The following is a 17,503-nucleotide window of genomic DNA, read 5'->3' as shown; positions in this document are numbered from 1 at the left end:
CGGCCCGGCTCAGGCCACGCGCGTGCCGGCGGGCAGCCGCCCGGCCGGGGTGTCCAGGCGACGGTGGCCCCACCAGCCCAGCCCGGCCACCAGCACACCCTGCATCGCCAGACCGAGCGGCCACACCGGCCAGGTGCCCTGCCGGTCCGGCACGCCGCTCTGGTCGAGACCGCGCAGCTCGCCGTCGAGGCACTCGACGTCCCGGACGGGGTCGCGCTGGGTCCAGCGCAGGCCCACGGACAGCAGGTTGAGCGGCCCGGGTTCCGCCCGGGTCCCGTCCTCGAGGAGCCCGCCCTCCCAGGGGGAGGCATCCGCGAGCACGGCGTACGGGTTCGCCGCGAGCAGCCATCCGCTGCGCCGCGGGTCGGGGATCGTCCGGGTGGTCACCGGGCCGACGCACCGGTCGGCGATCCCGTCGTACAGCTCCGGGTGCGCCGCCTCCCACTCGGCCCAGGCCTGCTCGGCCTCCTCCGGGGTCATCTTCTCGAGCTCCGCCTCGGTGAACGGCTCCGCCGTCGTGGAGCCGTAGTCGGCCTCGTTGGCCCGCACCTCGGTCTGCAGGAACTGCAGGGACAGCCCGAAGGCCACCAGGGTGCCGATCGTCAGCGCCGCCACGATCAGGTACGTCACCACGACGGCGAACAGCGTGCGCCCGGCGATCGCCGAGACGGCCACGCCGATCCCCGCGATCATGCCGAACTCCACGAGGATCATCACGAGCCCCACCAGCACGGCCCACGGGGACACGCGCCCCACCACGGCTGCGACCGCCAGCCACGGCAGCGCCGCCGCGGGGAACGCGGCGGAGGCGATCCACGCGGCCAGCCACTTGCCCGCCATCAGGTGCCCGGTCCGCAGCAGGGTGACCTGGGTGATGGCCAGGGTGCCGCCGGCACGGTCGCCCGAGATCGCGTTGGCCGCCAGGGCGGGCGAGACCAGCAGCGAGAGGGTGAGGACGAAGAGCAGGACGCCGTCGAAGAGCGTCCGCCCCAGGGCGCGCATCTGCTGCTCCGCCAGCTCCGGCTCCAGGCCGGACGCCTCCATCTCCGCCACGCCCAGGCCGCGCAGCCCGAGGGCGCCGAGGGTCACCGCCCCCACCACCACGAAGAAGACGCCCAACAGCACGTACCAGCCACGCGAGCGCAGCCGCTGACGCAGTTCCATGCCCACCACGGTGGCCACGGCCTGGGCCGCGCCGAGGCGTCCCCCCGGCTGCGGCTGCGGCGGGCGGCGGTCGTGGATCGAGGTCGCGACGGCGGTGCTCACGGCCGGTCTCCTTCGGTGCGGGGGCCCTCCAGATGGAGGCCCAGGTAGGCGTTCTCGAGGCGGGAGCCCTCCGGGGCGAAGTGGCTGACGAGCACACCCTCGCGCACGAGGTCCGCGAGCAGCGCGGCCGCGGCGGCCTCACCCCGCAGCTGCACCACGACGCCGTCCCGGCGCTGGCCCGCGCCGGCGCCGGTGGCCGCGGTGACGGTCAGGCCGCGGGTCTCGAGGGCGCGGATGAGGGTGTCCCGGGCCGTCGGGTCGGGTCCGGCGATCCGGTAGGGGCGGGCGAGGTCGTCGGCGGCGCGGAACTCCTGGGTGGCCACCGTGGCGCCCTCACGGAGGAACACGGCGCGGTCGGACATCTCCTCGAGCTCGGCGAGCACGTGGGAGGAGACGAGCACGGCGGTGCCGGCTGCGGCCATGGCGCGCAGGTCATCCCGCAGCCGGATGCGGGCGGCCGGGTCGAGGCCGTTGGCGGGTTCGTCCAGGAGCAGGACGGAGGGCCGGTGCACGGTGGCCCGAGCCAGGGACAGGCGCTGCTGCTGGCCGCGGGAGAGCACGCGGGCGGGCCGGTGGGCGAACTCCGTGAGCTCGACCCACGCGAGCTGCTCGTCCGCGCGCGCCGACGCCTCCGCCTTCCCCATGCCGTAGAGCCGTCCCAGGCTGGCGAGGATGTCGTGGCAGGTCAGCTCTTCCCACACGCCCAGGGTGTCGGGCATCCAGCCGAGCCGCCGCCGGGCCTCGACGGGCTCGCGCACCGCGTCCACCCCGGCCACGGACACGGCGCCGGCGTCCGGGCGCAGCAGGGTGGCCAGGATCAGCAGGAGCGTGGTCTTGCCCGAGCCGTTCGGGCCGACGAGGGCCGTCACGGAGCCGGCAGGCACGGTGAGGGAGACGTCCCGCACCGCATGGACGGCGCCGAACGAGCGGGCGAGGCCGTGGGCCACGATCCCGTCGTGGGCGGCCACCCCCAGGACGGGTGAGGCGGGCGGGGGTGCTGGAGCGGTCATGGCCCCATCCTTGCCGCGCCGTGCACGGACGCGGATCCACCCGGGGGATGATCCCGGCGCCGATCCCGGCCCGACCGGGGTCGCAGGCGAGGCCGCGGGCGCCGTCGTCCCGGCCTGCGGCGGGCGCCGGGTCCAGCATCCGGAACAGGGGTTCACCTGGCGGACCCGCGCGGGTGCGCGCCCCTAGACTTGGCCCGAACCGACCCTCGACCCTGTCCGGAGCGACCCATGAGTCTCATCGTCCAGAAGTTCGGCGGCTCCTCCGTGGCCGACGCCGCCGGCATCCAGCGCGTGGCCCGCCGCATCGCGGACACGGTACGGGCCGGGAACCGCGTGTGCGTCGTGGTCTCGGCCATGGGCGACACCACGGACGAGCTGCTCGACCTCGCCGCCGAGCTCACGCAGGACGCGCCCGCGCGCGAGATGGACATCCTGCTCTCGGCCGGCGAGCGCATCTCCATGTCCCTGCTGGCGATGGCGATCCACGCCGAGGGCGTCGAGGCCCGCTCCTACACCGGCTCCCAGGCCGGCATGCTGACGGACACCTCGTACGGCCGGGCCCGGATCGTCAAGGTCAACCCCCACCGCGTGCAGGAGGCCCTCGACGCCGGCCGCGTGGCCATCGTGGCCGGGTTCCAGGGCATGAGCCCCGAGTCCAAGGACATCACCACCATGGGCCGCGGCGGCTCGGACACCACCGCCGTCGCCCTCGCCGCCGCGCTCGGCGCGGACGTGTGCGAGATCTACACGGACGTGGACGGCGTCTACTCGGCGGACCCGCGCGTCGTACCGACCGCCCGCAAGCTCACCGAGCTCTCCTCCGAGGAGACCCTCGAGATGGCGGCCTCCGGATCCAAGGTGCTGCACCTGCGCTCCGTGGAGTACGCGCGCCGCTTCGGCGTGCCGCTGCACGTGCGCTCCTCCTTCTCCGACCATGAGGGCACCTGGATCATGCCCGACCCGAACGACACCATCACCCTTCAGGAAGGCGCTCCCATGGAACAGCCCATCGTCTCCGGCGTCGCCCACGACCGCTCCGAGGGCAAGGTCACGATCGTCGGCGTCCCCGACGTGCCCGGCAAGGCCGCCGAGATCTTCCGCGTGATCGCCGTGTCCAACGTGAACATCGACATGATCGTGCAGAACATCTCCCGCGAGGGCTCGGGTCGCACGGACATCTCCTTCACCCTGCCGATCGTGGAGGGCAAGGACGCCATGGCCGCCCTGCGCGCCGCCCAGGACCGGATCGGCTTCCAGGACATCGTCTCGGACCCGGAGATCGGCAAGCTCTCGCTGATCGGCGCGGGCATGCGCTCCAACCCGGGCGTCTCCGCCACCTTCTTCAAGGCCCTCGCCGACGCCGGCGTGAACGTGGACCTCATCTCCACCTCGGAGATCCGCATCTCCGTGGTCACCGCCGAGAGCAAGCTCGACGACGCCGTCCGCGCCGTGCACGCCGCCTTCGGCCTCGACGCCGAGGAGGAGGCCACGGTCTACGGCGGCACCGGCCGCTGACGCCGCACCCGCCGCTGCCCCACCGCCCGGGCGACTTTCGAACGTGAAATGGGGCGAATGGACGCTTTCGAACGTGAGATAGGGCCTATCCCACGTTCGAAAGCGAGGGGGCGGGGCGCTTCCACCCTCCCCCGCCCACCACGACGCCGGCCCCGCACCTTCAGCGTGAAGGTGCGGGGCCGGCGTCGTGCGGGCGGTTCCTCCCGTTCCGTCAGCGAGGACGGAGGGGGTCGGCGGTCACGGGACCTGGACGGTCACGTCGGTCGTGATGCCCGCGTCCCAGGTGACGAGGCCCTTCCAGGTGCCCGAGGTCAGGCCCGACCAGGAGAGGGTCGCCTCGGTGGCCTTGCCCGAGGTCACGGGCACCGGGTTCGGGGAGACGGTCAGGTTGCCCGCGTCCTCGCGCAGCTTCAGCGTCTCGAGGGTGCCGGTGTCCTTGCCGCCGTTGGCCGCGTACAGGTGGCCGACCACGGTATAGGCGCCCGGGGTGGGGTTCGCGATCGTCAGCGTCTCGGACTCGTCCGCGGTCGCCCGGGACAGCTGCTTGCCCTCGGGGGTGATCACGTACAGGTCCCAGTCGGCGCCGGCGGCGCCCGCGTTGATCGAGGCCACCAGGGACTTGGTGCCCTCCTCCACGGTCACCGTGGACACGGCCAGTGCGCTGGACACGAGCGAGTTGCTCGCGGTGGCGGCGGCCACGGTGGAGTCCACCTTGCCCAGGCCCAGGACCTGCGGGGTCAGCTCACCGGTCACGCCGGGGGTGATCTCCACGTCGGCGGAGCCGGTGGCGCCGGAGCCCTCGACGGCGGAGGTGACGGCCGCGGACTTCGCCTTGACGGTGACCGGGGAGGTCACCTCCGGGACGGCCTTGCCCTTCGCGGTGGTCCAGGACATGGAACCGTGGGTCCAGGTGTTCACCGCGGCGTCGGTGCGGGTGACGGTCAGCTCGACGTCGGCGGACTGGCCGGCCTTCAGGTCCAGCACGGCCGGGGAGGCGGTCACCTCGAAGCCGGGCACGCTCGCGGAGAACTGCCAGCGGCCGTTCTCCAGGGCGGTCACGGTGCGGGTCACGGTGGCCGAGCCGACGACGTCGGGGATCGCCAGGGACGGGACGTTCACCTCACGGCCGGCGATGTCGCCGCGCAGCAGCGCGTCCCACTGCTCCTTGCCGGAGTCGTAGACCAGGCCCGGACGGGCGGCGGCGGCCGGATCGGCGGAGCCGGCACCCGTGGCGAAGTTGTCCGTGTTCACGGTGCCGTCGGCGTTGTACACGTCGCCGGCGGTGGTCATGAGGGCGGACTTCACGGCCATCGGGGACCAGGCCGGGTACTTGCCGATCAGCAGCGTGGCCATGCCGGCCAGGTTCGGCGAGGCCATGGACGTGCCGGACATCAGGCCGAACGTGTTGCCGTGGTAGTCGGGGTCCAGCGGGGAGACGCCGGCGATCACGTTCACACCGGGGGCGGCGAGGTCGGGCTTCAGGAGCTCCTGGTTCACGGCGTTGGCCGGGCCGCGGGAGGAGAAGCCGGCGATCTGGGGCAGCGGGTCCTCCGGCAGGCCGGTGGTGTCGCCCGGGACGACCGTGGCGGTGAGGTCGGAGGACTTCACCTTCTCGATCACGCCGTTGTCGTTCATGTGCACGGTCGGCACCGCGTGGATGTCCGCGTCCAGCGAGCCGGACGGGGTGTTCACGAGGATCATGCCGACGCCGCCGGCCTCCTCCACCACCTGCGACTTCTCGGTGCGGGCGTTCCCGCCGCGCTCGCAGAGCACGATCTTGTCGGCGGCCTCCTCGGTGAGTCCGCCGGGCAGGCAGAGACGCGCGGCCTCGGCGTCGCCGGCAGCGACCTCGGACGCGTGGATGACCTCGGCCGGGCCCACGCCGGTGCGGGCCGAGGAGGCGCCCCGGAGCTGCGTGCCGTCGGAGAACTGCACGGTGGCGGTGAGCTCGTTGGAGAACGTCTCCGCGGCCACGGTGGTCAGCCACGGGGAGCCGTGGTTCACGGTGTTCGGGCCGGGGCCGGAGTTGCCGCCGGAGGCGGCCACGAAGATGCCGGCCTCGGCGGCGGACTTGAAGGCCATGGCCACCGGGTCCACGATCGAGGTGTTGGAGCCGGAGATCGAGTAGTTCAGCACGTCCACGTTGTTCTCGATGGCCTGCTCGATGGCGGCCACGGAGGCGGAGGTGTAGCAGCCGCCGGTGTCCGGATCGGTGTCCTCCCAGCAGATCTTGTAGGAGATCAGGTGGGCGGCCGGGGCCACGCCCGCGCCCTCGCCGAAGGAGTCGTCGTCGATGGTCTGCTCCACCCCGGTGTTGCCGAGGATGGTGGTGGCCACGTGGGTGCCGTGGGAGAACACGCCCAGCGGGGAGATGCGCTCCTCCGGGGCCCGCTCGTCCACCGGGACGAAGCGCTCGAAGTCGTCGGAGAAGGCGTAGGCGCCGATCAGCTTGGAGTCGCACGACGACGCCGGGAAGTCCGGGCCGGTCTCGCACTCGGCCGTGGCGGTGGTGCCGTCCGCCTTGAGCACGGCGATCTGGCCGTCCGCGGTGCGGTACGGCACGCCGACCTTGGCCTTGCCCTTGAGCGGCTGGACGGGCTGACCGTCGATGAACGGGTTGTCCGGGTGGATGCCGGAGTCGATGACGCCGACCACCACGCCCTTGCCCGCGTTCTCGGCCTTGCCGTACACGGACTTCCAGGTGCCCTTCTTGCCGGGCAGGCCGAGGAATTCGGTGGAGCTGTAGTCCGGGGCCACCTGCTCGTCCGGCGCGACGCCGAGCACGGCCGGGTCCTTCGCGATCGACTGGGCCTCCTCGGCGGTCAGCTCGGCGACGAACGCGTTCACGGCGCGCTGGAAGGAGATCTCGGCCTTGGCGCCGTGGGCCTTCGCGACCTTCGCCTGCTGGCGCTGGAGCTTGGCCTCGTAGTTCTTCACGCGCGGGTGCGAGGGGTCGAACTTCGCCTTCGGAGCGGCGCCCGGAACGGCGCCGGCCTCGGGGGCGGTCACCGACGGCTGGTCCTTCAGGACCACGAAGTAGCGGCCGTCCTCGAACTGCTGCTGGACCTGCACCTCGCCCTGCGGGCTGGAGACGGTGCTGCCGTCGGGCAGTTCGACGGCGGTGGCCGACACCGCGAGCGCGGGAGCGGCCACGAGGCTCGCGCCGGCGACGGCCGCGGCCAGGGCCCGACGGCGCCGGGCAGGGGTGGGGTTCTGAGGCATTGCCTCCGCCTTTCTCATCAAGGTCCGCCCAGCTCTCGCCCGCGGCACGCCGGCGGGGATGACGCCGGGGGACGGGGAGATCGGCGCCCATGTGATGGGCACCACAGCGAGACATGTGCAATCTACCGTCCGGTAGGGCGTTTGACCAGATCTTTGCCAGGCAACGTCCAGGACCGTCGAATTGGGGCCGCCGGAGTGCGCTCCCCGCGTCGGCATCACGTGGGCCCGCTCGCTCATGAGGGGCGCCACGGGGGAGGATGGTGGGGTCATGCCCGAGCCACACACCGCCCCCGCGCCCTCCGAGACCCTGCCGCCCGCCGTCGTCGCCCTGCCCGCCGACGTGTGGCGGGCCCACGCGCGGGCACACCGCGAGCGCATCGCCCGACGCACGGACCCGCTGGTGGCCCTGCGGATGCGCGGCCAGAAGCACCCGGTGCAGGACTTCCTCTTCGGCTACTACACGCACTCCCCCGCCGCGCTGCAGCGCTGGCACCCCGGGCCGGGGGTCCTCCTCGCGGACGACGACGGCGCCGCGGCCCGCGCCGAGGCGGCCGAGCTGGGCGCGACCCCACGGGGCGAGTGGAAGCACTACCGGCGCGTCGAGGCCGGTGAGGTGGCAGGCGCCGTCGTCGACGGCCGCCCGGTGGGCGGCTGGCTGGTGGACGTGGCGGCGGTGCTCGCCGACCGCGCGTCAGGGGTGGCGTTCACGCGGGAACTGCTCGCGCGCACGGCGGAGCGGGCGCCGCGCCTGGGCTGCTTCGGGCTGCACGAGTGGGCGATGGCGTACCGCTCGGACGTGCACGGGGTGCGGCACTCCCAGCTGCCGCTGCGGCTCGGGGCCGAGGGGACGGACGCGGTGGTGGAGGGCTCGCGGATCCGGTGCACGCACTTCGACGCGTTCCGGTTCTTCGCGCCCGAGGCCCGCGACCGCAACGAGGGCGACGACGGCGTCCTGCCCACGCGCGCCGGGATGCGGAAGATGGAGCAGCCCGGCTGCCTGCACGCGGGGATGGACCTGTACAAGTGGGCGTACAAGCTGGTGCCGGTGGTCGACTCGGACCTGCTCGCGGACTGCTTCGACCTCGCGTGGGACATCCGCCGGCTGGACATGGAGGCCTCGCCGTACGACCTGACCGGAGTGGACGACCTCTCCGACGGGCGCGGCGGCTACGCGGCCGTGCGGATCGAGGAGCCGGCCGGGCGTGCCGAGTACGCGCGGCGACAGCGCGAGTTCGCCGCGCGGGGCCAGTCGCTGCGGGTGCGGCTGCTGGCGGTGCTGGACGCGGCCGCGGGGGCGGCCCCCGGGGCCCGGCCGGACACGGAGTGGACGTCCAGCGCACGTCCATGATTAGGATGGCCGCTATACAGGCTGTGAGGCGCATCACTCGCGTCATCCGGTGACCGCCCCGGCCCTCTCCGCACCGAACGACTCGAGGACCTGACGTGACCAGAACCGTTCCAGCTCGCCGCCGCACCACGCTCGCCGCCGCCGTCGCGGCCGTCTCGCTCGCCGTCACGGCCGCCGCCCCCGCGCTCTCCGCGCCCGGCAACGGCAACGGCAACGGCAACGGCAACGGGTCCGCATCGCAGGGTCAGGCCCGCTCCAACGACCTCTCCGCCACGCGCGGCAACAAGGTCAACGACGCCGCCGCGCTCGCGCCGCACCTCGTGGGCCAGACGCTGGACTGGGAGGCCTGCGACTTCGGCAGCGAGCGCCTCAACGCCCGGTTCAACGCGATCCCCGGCACCGCGTGCGCCGACGTCACGGTGCCGCGGGACTGGAAGAACCCCGAGGACGGCCACACCATCACCCTGCGCGTGGCCAAGACCGAGACCTCGAAGGGCAACCCGGAGCGCCAGGGCATCGCACTGGTGAACCCCGGCGGCCCGGGCGGCTCCGGCCTGCCCTGGGGCCCCGCCATGGCCGAGCGCGCCCCGGAGCTCGCCGAGCAGTACGACTTCATCGGCTTCGACCCCCGCGGCGTGGGCCAGTCCACCGCCCTGGAGTGCACCTACACGCCGAACCCCGAGCACGACGTGTGGCAGGACACGAAGGCCCAGGTCGACGCGTGCCTCGAGAACGAGCTCACCCCCTACATCACCACCGAGCAGACCGTGTACGACATGGACTTCATCCGCGCCGTCCTGGGCGAGGAGAAGACCTCCTACATCGGCTACTCGTACGGCACCTGGCTGGGCAGCTGGTACCAGCGCGTCTTCCCCCAGCACACGCACCGGTTCCTGCTGGACTCCGCCGTCGACATCTCCCGCGACGGGCTCCAGACCACCTGGGACCTGCAGCCGCGCTCCCGCGACCGCCAGTTCCAGGACGCGATGCTCCCCTACGTGGCCCGGCACGACGAGATCTTCGGCCTCGGGGACAACCCGATGCAGATCCGGCAGCGCTGGGAGGACGTGGGCGGCACCCGCACCCAGCTCGGCATGATCGTCGCCGGCTCGTTCCTGCTGCCGGCCATGTACGACACGTCCCAGTACCTCGACGCCGGGTCCGTCATCGCCGCCTACATCCGCATCATGGAGTCCGAGGCCGCGGCCACGGACCCCGCGGGGCAGCGCACCCAGATCGAGCGCATCCTGGCCGAGGCCCGTGCGTCGCTGCCGGCCGAGGAGCGCGACTCCTTCGACCGCTTCGCCGCCCGCGGCCTGGAGACCGTGGGCGAGCGCGAGCAGCTCGTCGCCGCCACCCAGGCCGGTGACGCCGTCACCTTCGAGGGCGCGTTCTCGGCGATCCGCTGCCAGGACGGCCAGTGGAACACCTCGCAGGGATACTGGACCTCGTGGGTGGACGACCTCGGCCGCAAGGCCCCGTGGATCGGTGTGCTGATGGGCCCGTCGGAGTGCATGTACTGGCCCGCCCAGACCTCCATGCCCGCCCAGCCCGGTGGCAAGGGCGCCCCGAACACCGTGATCGTGCAGTCCGAGCTGGACGCGGCGACCCCGTACGAGGGCGGCCACCGCGCCGCCGGCGTGCTGCGCAACACGTCCCTGATCTCCGTGGACAACGAGGGCACCCACGGCCTGTTCCCGTACCGCACCGAGTGCGTGGACGCGCCCATCCGTGACTACTTCCTGACCGGCGCCCAGCCGGCCGAGAAGTCGCTGTGCGACGCCGTCCCGCTGCCGCTCGAGACCCAGCCGGTCCAGGTGGCCGGGACCCCGACGCACAAGGGCGACATCAAGATCTCGATGCGCACCGACGCCGTGCGCGAGGCCAACCGGATCACCCACGACGCGATCGAGCGTCAGCTGATCGACTCCCGCGCGGTGACCCCGGACGTCGAGGCCTTCCTGGAGGACTGACGGCCCGGGCACCCGGAACCCGGTCCGCCCCCGACGGCCCGGCGACTCCCCCGCGGAGACGCCGGGCCGTCGTCGCGCCCGGGGCGGCCCTGCAACGCTGGTTGAGTTATCGCGGGTGCCCCCGCCCCACACCCCCGACAACTCGACCCGCGATGGGCAGCCGGAGGGGTGGCGTCGACGCCGAGGCCGATAGCCTCGCGCCATGATCCTGCACATCACCCTCCCGGAGGACTGGGCCGCCGCGCGTCGCACCGGCCGCTACACGGCATCGACGCGCGGCGCCTCGATCGACGACGTCGGCTTCCTCCACGCCTCCGACGACGCCGCCCAGGTAGGAGTCGTCGGCGCGGCGATCTACCCGGACCGGCCGGACGCGTTCGTCTGCGGCCTGGACGAGGACGAACTGGCGGGGGCCGGCCTGCGGGTGCGGCGCGAGCCGGGAGACCCCTCCGATCCCCACTCGGCCGAGTTCCCGCACGTCTATCCGGACGAGGCCGTCTCCGGGCACATCCCGTGCTCGATGCTCACCCCCGTGACCGACCCACGGGCGGACGCCCGCGTGCACCGCGAAGACTCGGCCGAGGCCGCCGCGCTGCTCGACGCCGGGTGGAGCGTGCGCTCCCGCTCCTGGGGCGCGCGCCTCCACCTCGACGACGACGCCGACCTGGCGCCCTACCGTGGCCACGTCGCGGCGGCCGAAGCGCGGGGAATCGAGGTGCGGAGACTGACCGCCGTCGACCTGCCTGCCCTGCGCGCCCTCGACGAGGAAGCGGCTCCCCGATTCCCGCGCACCGACGGCTCCCGTCACGAGCCGCTGCCGGACGACCTCGAGGCCCGACTGTCCACCCCAGCAGGGCTTGCCGTGGGGGCCTTCGAGGGAGGAGTGCTCATCGGATTCACCCTGACGTTCCGCTCCCCTGACCGGTGGGAGGTCGACCGCACCGCGGTCGCGTCCGAGCACGAGAACCGTGGCGTGGCGAAGGCCGTCAAGGCGGCGACCCTCCTGGCGACCCATGCCCGCGGTGGGCGCCAGTGGGGCACCGGCGGCGCCGAGGCCAACGCGGCGTCCCTGCGGATGAACACGGCCCTCGGGTTCCGTCTCGAACCTGCCTGGCTCGGGCTGACCCCGCCCATGACGTGGGAAGAGTTCGCACGGGCTCCGGCGTCAAGCTCCCTTGACGACAAGGTCACTTGACTGTCACGCTTGCTTCACAATGTCCGGTCGGACAGCCCCCACAGAGCCTCCGAGGCGGGCCGGGCCACCGGCCCAGGGCATCGACCACAGGAGGGCCCCATGACCGCGAACCACTCCCGCCACACCGCCGCCGCGGACGGCCAGGGCGCCGCGGCGGAGCACGCCGGCACAGGCACCGCCACCACCGATCCGCGCCGAGACACCCGCTCCCGCTGGGGCTGCTCCTCCCGTCTCGGCGGCGGCACCGGACGACTGATGGGCGTGAGCCTGGCCGTCGGCGTCGTGGGCGCCCTGGGACTCGGCTCGGCGGCCTGGGCCACCACCGTCGCGGCCGGCCACGCAGACTCCCTTGCCTGGATCGCCGCCGGTGCGATGGCGCTCAACGGCCTGCTCTTCGGCCTCCTCCTGACCTGGCTCGCGCTCGTGGACCGTCACTCGATCCGCGGCGCCGACACGAACCCGGAGGAGTCGATCGAGGGACGCTGGTACGAGAAGGCCACCTCGGGCGCCTTCCATGACACCCTCGTCGTCGTCGGCCTCGGCGCCGCGATCCTCTCGTTCGGCGGGTACGTGATCTCGCCCGCGGCCGTGGGTGCCGCCCTGTTCGTCCTCATGGGCTGCGCCGCCGCGATCCGGTACCAGATCCAGAAGCGCCGGGGCTGAGCCGTGGAGAACACCATCCCCGACGAGCGTGCCCGCCTCGGCTGGTCGCAGCAGCGGCTCGCCGACGAGCTCGGCGTCTCCCGGCAGACCGTCATCTCCCTCGAGAAGGGCCGCTACGACCCCTCGCTCCCCCTCGCCTTCCGCCTCGCGGCCGTGTTCGGGCGGCGGATCGAGGACCTGTTCACCCCGGACGGCAACGCGGGTTGAGTTGTCGCGGGTCCGGGCGCCCAGCACCCGTGACAAGTCAACCCGCGTTGAGCCCGGGGCGGCGTGGGGCGTGAGAGGCTGGGGCCATGGATCGAGAGCTGCGCACCCCTCCGGAGCTGGAGGGCGTGGACTGGCACGACGACGCCCCGCGTCGCCCCCGCCCGATCGTCACCCTGGTGGCGTGGATCGCCATCCTGGGTCTGGTCCTCAGCGTGGGCGCCGGGATCTTCTCCGCCTTCTGACGCGGCACCGCCGGCCGCCGTCCGACGCGCCGCCCCGGCCTCAGCGCACGTCGCCGTCCACGTAGCGCCAGACCCCGTCCTCACGGCGGAACCGGCTGACCTCATGGAGTCGGAACCGCCCCTCGGCCCCCGCGCCGACGGCCACGAACTCCACGGTCCCGGCGTCCTGGAACGGCCCGCCGTCCCGCACGTCCAGCACCGCCAGGCGGGTGAACCGCGGCGCCTGTTCCCCCGCGGCCGGCAGCAGCTCGGCCGCGGGGGGCCGGTGCTCGGGAGCCCAGGTCGCGGCGAGGTAGTCGGCCATCGCCTGCGCCTCTGCCGGCCCGGCCTCGCCCAGCCGCGCGAACGCCGTGTACCGGGAGCGCATGAGTGCCTCGGCGGTGGGCGCGGTCAGGGCGCCGTCCTGGGCGAAACGCGCGTGCAGGCGACCGCAGCACGCCGCGAGCCCGGCTCCGGACCCGCAGGGGCAGGGCTCGGGACGGCTCACCGGCGCGGGCGCCCGGTCGCGCGACGCCGGGCGGACCGGGCCGTGATGCGGCGCACTCCCGTCAGCACGACGCCGGCCGCCGCGGCGAGCAGCGCGGGGCCGAGCGGGCTGATCGGCCGACGTCGACCGAGCGGGGACACACGGGTCTGCTGAGGTCTCATGCCGCCAGGCTACGCCGGGCCGGCTGCCGCGTGCCGCCCCCATCACACCCACGATCCCGCGTCCGGGCGGCCGAGTAGACTGGGCGGGCAAGCACGCGGAGCGCCCAGGGCCGGGCGTGAGACGGCATCTACACCGTCATGCTCCGCGGCATCGTCCCGCACCCAGGAGCGTGTTCATGCCCATCATCGTCGTCGACGTCATGCCCAAGCCCGAGATCCTCGATCCGCAGGGCAAGGCGATCAACGGGGCCCTGCCCCGCCTCGGCTTCACCGAGTTCAGCCAGGTCCGCCAGGGCAAGCGCTTCGAGCTCACCGTGGAGGGCGAGGTCACCGACGAGATCCTCGCCCAGGCGCGCACGGCCGCCGAGGAAATGCTGTCCAACCCCGTCATCGAGGACGTCGTGAACGTGGCCGTCCTGGACGAGGCCGAGGGCGCCCGATGACCGAGCTCCCCCTCATCGGCGACTACTCGACGCCGGCGACGCCGCTCAGCGGCGCGCGCATCGGCGTCATCACCTTCCCCGGCACCCTGGACGACGTGGACGCGCTGCGCGCCGTCCGCCTCGCCGGCGCCGAGCCCGTCTCCCTGTGGCACGCCGACGCGGACCCGCAGCGGACGCTCGCCGGCGTGGACGCCGTCGTGATCCCGGGCGGCTTCTCCTACGGCGACTACCTGCGCGCCGGCGCGATCGCGCGCTTCGCCCCCATGATGGACGCGGTGGCGACGGCGGCCGGCGGCCCCGAGGGCGAGGCGGACGGCCTGCCGGTGCTCGGCATCTGCAACGGCTTCCAGATCCTCACCGAGTCACACCTGCTGCCGGGCTCGATGATCAAGAACGACCACCTGCACTTCATCTGCCGCGACCAGGAGCTGGTCGTGGAGAGCACGGACACCGTGTGGACCCGCGACTTCGAGCAGGGCCAGACCATCACCGTGCCCCTGAAGAACCAGGACGGCCAGTACGTGGCGGACGAGACGACCCTCGACGCCCTCGAGGCCGAGGGCCGCGTGGTGTTCCGCTATCAGGGCTGGAACCCGAACGGCTCGCGCCGGGACATCGCGGGCATCGCGAACCCGGCCGGCAACGTCGTCGGTCTGATGCCGCACCCGGAGCACGCCGTGGAGACGGGCTTCGGCCCGGACACCGCCGCCGGCCCCCGCTCCGGCGTGGACGGCCTCGGCTTCTTCACCTCCGTCCTGACCACCCTCGCCAGCCGTGGAGGCCATGCATGAGCCAGCAGTTCAACATCGAGACGGTCGCGGACGCCCAGGCGACGCCGGACGTCGAGCAGCCCTGGGCCGAGCTGGGCCTGAAGGAGAACGAGTACGCCGAGATCAAGAAGATCCTCGGCCGCCGCCCCACCGCGGCCGAGCTGGCCATGTACTCGGTCATGTGGTCCGAGCACTGCTCGTACAAGTCCTCTAAGGTGCACCTGCGCCAGTTCGGCGAGAAGCTCACCGACGAGATGAAGCAGCACATGATGGTGGGCATCGGCGAGAACGCCGGCGTGACCGACCTCGGTGACGGCTGGGCCGTGACGTTCAAGGTCGAGTCCCACAACTCGCCCTCCTACGTGGAGCCCTACCAGGGCGCGGCCACGGGCATCGGCGGCATCGTGCGCGACATCATCTCCATGGGTGCCCGCCCGGTGGCCGTGATGGACCCGCTGCGCTTCGGCGCGATCGACCACCCGGACACCGCCCGCGTGTTCCACGGCGTGGTGGCCGGCATCGGCGGCTACGGCAACTCCCTGGGCCTGCCGAACATCGGCGGCGAGACCCGCTTCGACCCGATCTACCAGGGCAACCCGCTCGTCAACGCCCTCGCCGTGGGCGTGCTCAAGCACGAGGACCTGCGTCTGGCCAACGCCTCCGGCGTGGGCAACAAGGTAGTTCTGTTCGGCGCCCGCACCGGCGGTGACGGGATCGGCGGCGCCTCCGTGCTGGCCTCCGAGTCCTTCGACGGCGACGGCAAGCCCGCCAAGCGCCCCTCGGTGCAGGTCGGCGACCCCTTCTCCGAGAAGGTGCTCATCGAGTGCTGCCTCGAGCTGTTCCGCGACTCCCTCGTCGAGGGCATCCAGGACCTCGGCGCCGCCGGCATCTCCTGCGCCACCTCCGAGCTCGCCTCCAACGGCGAGGGCGGCATGCGCGTGGAGCTGACCGACGTGCTGCTGCGCGACTCCACGCTGACCCCGGGCGAGATCCTCATGTCCGAGTCGCAGGAGCGCATGATGGCCGTGGTGACGCCGGAGAACGTCGCCGCGTTCGAGGCCGTCATGGCAAAGTGGGACGTCGAGTACTCCTGGCTGGGCGAGGTCACCGGCGACGGCCGCCTGATCATCACCTGGGACGGCGAGGTCATCGTCGACGTGGACCCGCGCACCGTGGCCCACGACGGCCCGGTCTACGAGCGCCCGTACGCGCGTCCGGCCTGGCAGGACGAGCTCCAGGCGGACACGTTCCGCTCCTCCGAGGCCGGTCAGGACCTGCCCGCCACGGGCGAGGAGCTGCGCGCCGCCGTCGTGGAGCTGATGAGCTCCCCGAACCTGGCGGACACCTCTTGGATCACCCGCCAGTACGACCGCTACGTCCGCGGCAACACCGCCCTGGCGGCCCCGGACGACGCGGGTGTGGTGCGCGTGGACGAGGAGACCGGCATAGGCGTGGCCCTGGCCACGGACTGCAACGACCGGTTCACCTACCTGGACCCGTACACGGGCGCGCAGGCCTCCCTGGCCGAGGCGTACCGCAACGTCACCACCGCCGGGGCCGTGCCCCTGGCCGTCTCCGACTGCCTGAACTTCGGCTCCCCCGAGGACCCGGACGTGATGTGGCAGTTCGCGGAGGCCGTGCGCGGCCTGGCGGACGGCTGCCAGACCCTCGGCATCCCGGTGACCGGCGGCAACGTGTCCCTGTACAACCAGACGGGCAGCACCCCGATCCACCCCACCCCCACGGTGGCGGTGCTCGGCCAGCTCGACGACGTCCTGCGCCGCACCCCGTCCGGCTTCGCCCCGGACGCGGACGGCCAGGCGATCTACCTGCTGGGCGAGACCGCGGACGAGCTGGACGGCTCCGAGTTCGCGCGCCTGCGCGGCCACCTCGGCGGCCTGCCCCCGAAGGTCGACCTGAAGAAGGAGCGCCTGCTCGGCGAGCTGCTGGTCAACATGTCCCGGGACGGCATGATCGACGCCGCCCACGACGTCTCCGGCGGCGGCCTCGCGGCCACCCTGTCCGAGATGGTGCTGCGCTTCGGCGTGGGCGCCCGCGTGGTGCTGGACGAGGTGCTGCGCCGCGCCGGCGTGGACCTGTTCACCGCACTGTTCTCCGAGACGCAGGCGCGCGCCGTCGTGGCCGTGCCCCGCACCGAGGAGGTCCGGTTCACGGACATGACCACGGCCCGCGGCTACGCGGCCGTGCGCATCGGCGTGGTGGACGCCGACTCCGCGGCCCTCGAGGTCCAGGACGCCTTCACCCTGCCGATCGCGGAGCTGCGCGAGGCCTGGGAGGCCACCCTGCCGAAGCACTTCGGCTGACCCCGTGGGCCCACGGGCCCCGGCACGACGACGGCCGCTCACCTCCGGGGTGGGCGGCCGTCGTCGTGGGGCGGGACGGCGGGGACGAACGCCGCCGACCCTCGCACGGCCGTGCGCCTCAGTCGTTGACGCGGCGGGCTCCGATGACCAGAGTGATCCCAGGACAGCGCGCCAGCGCGCCGCCCGGCCCGTCCAAGAGGGTCGGCGCGGTCCCGACACATGAAGGAGACCACCCATGCGCCTCATCACCCTGGGCCTCGGCGCCGCACTCGGCTACCTGCTCGGCTCCGCCGAGGGCCGCAAGAACCTCGAGAAGATGACCCAGAACGCCCAGAAGCTCTGGAACGACCCCAAGACCCAGGAGAAGGTCGGCCAGGTCCAGGAGACCGCCCAGCAGAAGTTCGCTGAGGTGAAGAAGTCCGATCCGGTGCAGAAGGCCACGACGAAGGTGGAGGATGCCATGCAGGGCAACGACAAGAAGAACGACGTCCGCGAAGATCGCGTGACCGAGTCCAACAACGACAACATCACCTCGGCGGCCCGCCACGGTGCCGAGCCGGACACCATCTCGGACCCGTCCACCCCGCTGGGTGACGAGGGTCCGCTGACGCGCTGACCCGCGCAGACACGGCGGCCCGCCTCCCCGAGGGGAGGCGGGCCGCCGCCGCCGTGGGCCG

The 17,503-nt window shown here is 73.0% G+C and carries 16 protein-coding genes; 11 read left to right on the top strand and 5 right to left on the bottom strand.

The features are described from left to right. Positions 1 to 9: 9 nt before the first annotated feature. Together B1A86_RS01105 and B1A86_RS01100 are read right to left on the bottom strand one after the other, a co-directional pair. Positions 10 to 1,266: an ABC transporter permease gene (locus B1A86_RS01105; RefSeq protein WP_078025398.1), complete on the bottom strand. Its 1,257-nt coding sequence runs from the start codon at positions 1,264 to 1,266 to the stop codon at positions 10 to 12. Next, positions 1,263 to 2,276, bottom strand: a complete 1,014-nt coding sequence (locus B1A86_RS01100) for an ABC transporter ATP-binding protein (protein ID WP_078025399.1) — start codon at positions 2,274 to 2,276, stop codon at positions 1,263 to 1,265. Before B1A86_RS01100 ends, B1A86_RS01105 begins: the two co-directional genes overlap by 4 nt. A 228-nt stretch (positions 2,277 to 2,504) precedes the next feature. On the opposite strand from B1A86_RS01100, the gene B1A86_RS01095 reads away from it, so the two are divergent. Then, positions 2,505 to 3,791, top strand: a complete 1,287-nt coding sequence (locus tag B1A86_RS01095; protein ID WP_078025400.1) for an aspartate kinase — start codon at positions 2,505 to 2,507, stop codon at positions 3,789 to 3,791. Positions 3,792 to 4,028: 237 nt separating this feature from the next. Here B1A86_RS01095 and B1A86_RS01090 read toward each other — a convergent pair whose 3' ends face one another. After that, the gene (locus tag B1A86_RS01090) at positions 4,029 to 7,013 is read right to left on the bottom strand and encodes a S8 family serine peptidase (protein WP_078025401.1); all 2,985 of its coding nucleotides are present in this window, start codon (positions 7,011 to 7,013) and stop codon (positions 4,029 to 4,031) included. Between the two features lie 268 nt (positions 7,014 to 7,281). Between B1A86_RS01090 and B1A86_RS01085 the strand changes: the two genes are divergently transcribed. From B1A86_RS01085 to B1A86_RS11550, 6 genes are all read left to right on the top strand, one after another. After that, the gene (locus B1A86_RS01085) at positions 7,282 to 8,361 is read left to right on the top strand and encodes a 3-methyladenine DNA glycosylase (RefSeq protein WP_078025402.1); all 1,080 of its coding nucleotides are present in this window, start codon (positions 7,282 to 7,284) and stop codon (positions 8,359 to 8,361) included. 95 nt (positions 8,362 to 8,456) lie between these two features. Next, positions 8,457 to 10,334 (top strand): alpha/beta hydrolase, encoded by a 1,878-nt coding sequence (locus B1A86_RS01080; RefSeq protein WP_078025403.1) that lies wholly within the window; start codon positions 8,457 to 8,459, stop codon positions 10,332 to 10,334. Between the two features lie 202 nt (positions 10,335 to 10,536). Continuing rightward, complete coding sequence (locus B1A86_RS01075; RefSeq protein WP_036315418.1) at positions 10,537 to 11,529, top strand: GNAT family N-acetyltransferase; 993 nt, start codon at positions 10,537 to 10,539, stop codon at positions 11,527 to 11,529. A gap of 99 nt (positions 11,530 to 11,628) precedes the next feature. After that, entirely contained in the window at positions 11,629 to 12,192 is a 564-nt protein-coding gene (locus B1A86_RS01070) for a hypothetical protein (protein ID WP_036315415.1), read from the top strand. Between the two features lie 3 nt (positions 12,193 to 12,195). Next, on the top strand, positions 12,196 to 12,399 hold the full coding sequence (locus tag B1A86_RS01065; RefSeq protein ID WP_002856639.1) for a helix-turn-helix transcriptional regulator: 204 nt from the start codon (positions 12,196 to 12,198) through the stop codon (positions 12,397 to 12,399). Between the two features lie 86 nt (positions 12,400 to 12,485). Continuing rightward, positions 12,486 to 12,641: a hypothetical protein gene (locus B1A86_RS11550; protein ID WP_010079551.1), complete on the top strand. Its 156-nt coding sequence runs from the start codon at positions 12,486 to 12,488 to the stop codon at positions 12,639 to 12,641. 40 nt (positions 12,642 to 12,681) lie between these two features. Here B1A86_RS11550 and B1A86_RS01060 read toward each other — a convergent pair whose 3' ends face one another. Further along, positions 12,682 to 13,128, bottom strand: coding sequence for a YchJ family protein (locus tag B1A86_RS01060; RefSeq protein ID WP_036315413.1), 447 nt, complete (start codon positions 13,126 to 13,128; stop codon positions 12,682 to 12,684). Next, positions 13,125 to 13,289 (bottom strand): hypothetical protein, encoded by a 165-nt coding sequence (locus B1A86_RS11545; protein WP_155643109.1) that lies wholly within the window; start codon positions 13,287 to 13,289, stop codon positions 13,125 to 13,127. The genes B1A86_RS01060 and B1A86_RS11545 overlap by 4 nt, the downstream gene beginning before the upstream one ends. Before the next feature lie 176 nt (positions 13,290 to 13,465). Here B1A86_RS11545 and purS point away from each other — a divergent pair, with 176 nt between their 5' ends. From purS to B1A86_RS01040, 4 genes are all read left to right on the top strand, one after another. Next, the gene (gene purS, locus B1A86_RS01055) at positions 13,466 to 13,732 is read left to right on the top strand and encodes a phosphoribosylformylglycinamidine synthase subunit PurS (RefSeq protein WP_002856633.1); all 267 of its coding nucleotides are present in this window, start codon (positions 13,466 to 13,468) and stop codon (positions 13,730 to 13,732) included. Then, positions 13,729 to 14,523, top strand: a complete 795-nt coding sequence (gene purQ, locus B1A86_RS01050) for a phosphoribosylformylglycinamidine synthase subunit PurQ (protein WP_078025404.1) — start codon at positions 13,729 to 13,731, stop codon at positions 14,521 to 14,523. Before purS ends, purQ begins: the two co-directional genes overlap by 4 nt. Then, entirely contained in the window at positions 14,520 to 16,826 is a 2,307-nt protein-coding gene (gene purL / locus B1A86_RS01045; RefSeq protein WP_041103643.1) for a phosphoribosylformylglycinamidine synthase subunit PurL, read from the top strand. Before purQ ends, purL begins: the two co-directional genes overlap by 4 nt. 235 nt (positions 16,827 to 17,061) lie before the next feature. Beyond that, positions 17,062 to 17,442, top strand: coding sequence for a YtxH domain-containing protein (locus B1A86_RS01040; protein ID WP_044658681.1), 381 nt, complete (start codon positions 17,062 to 17,064; stop codon positions 17,440 to 17,442). Positions 17,443 to 17,503 lie beyond the last annotated feature (61 nt).

The sequence above is a fragment of the Micrococcus sp. KBS0714 genome, from assembly GCF_002008305.4.
GTDB lineage: Bacteria > Actinomycetota > Actinomycetes > Actinomycetales > Micrococcaceae > Micrococcus > Micrococcus luteus.
Note: the sequence above shows the minus strand (reverse complement) of the source record. Positions and strands in the feature narration are given on the sequence as shown.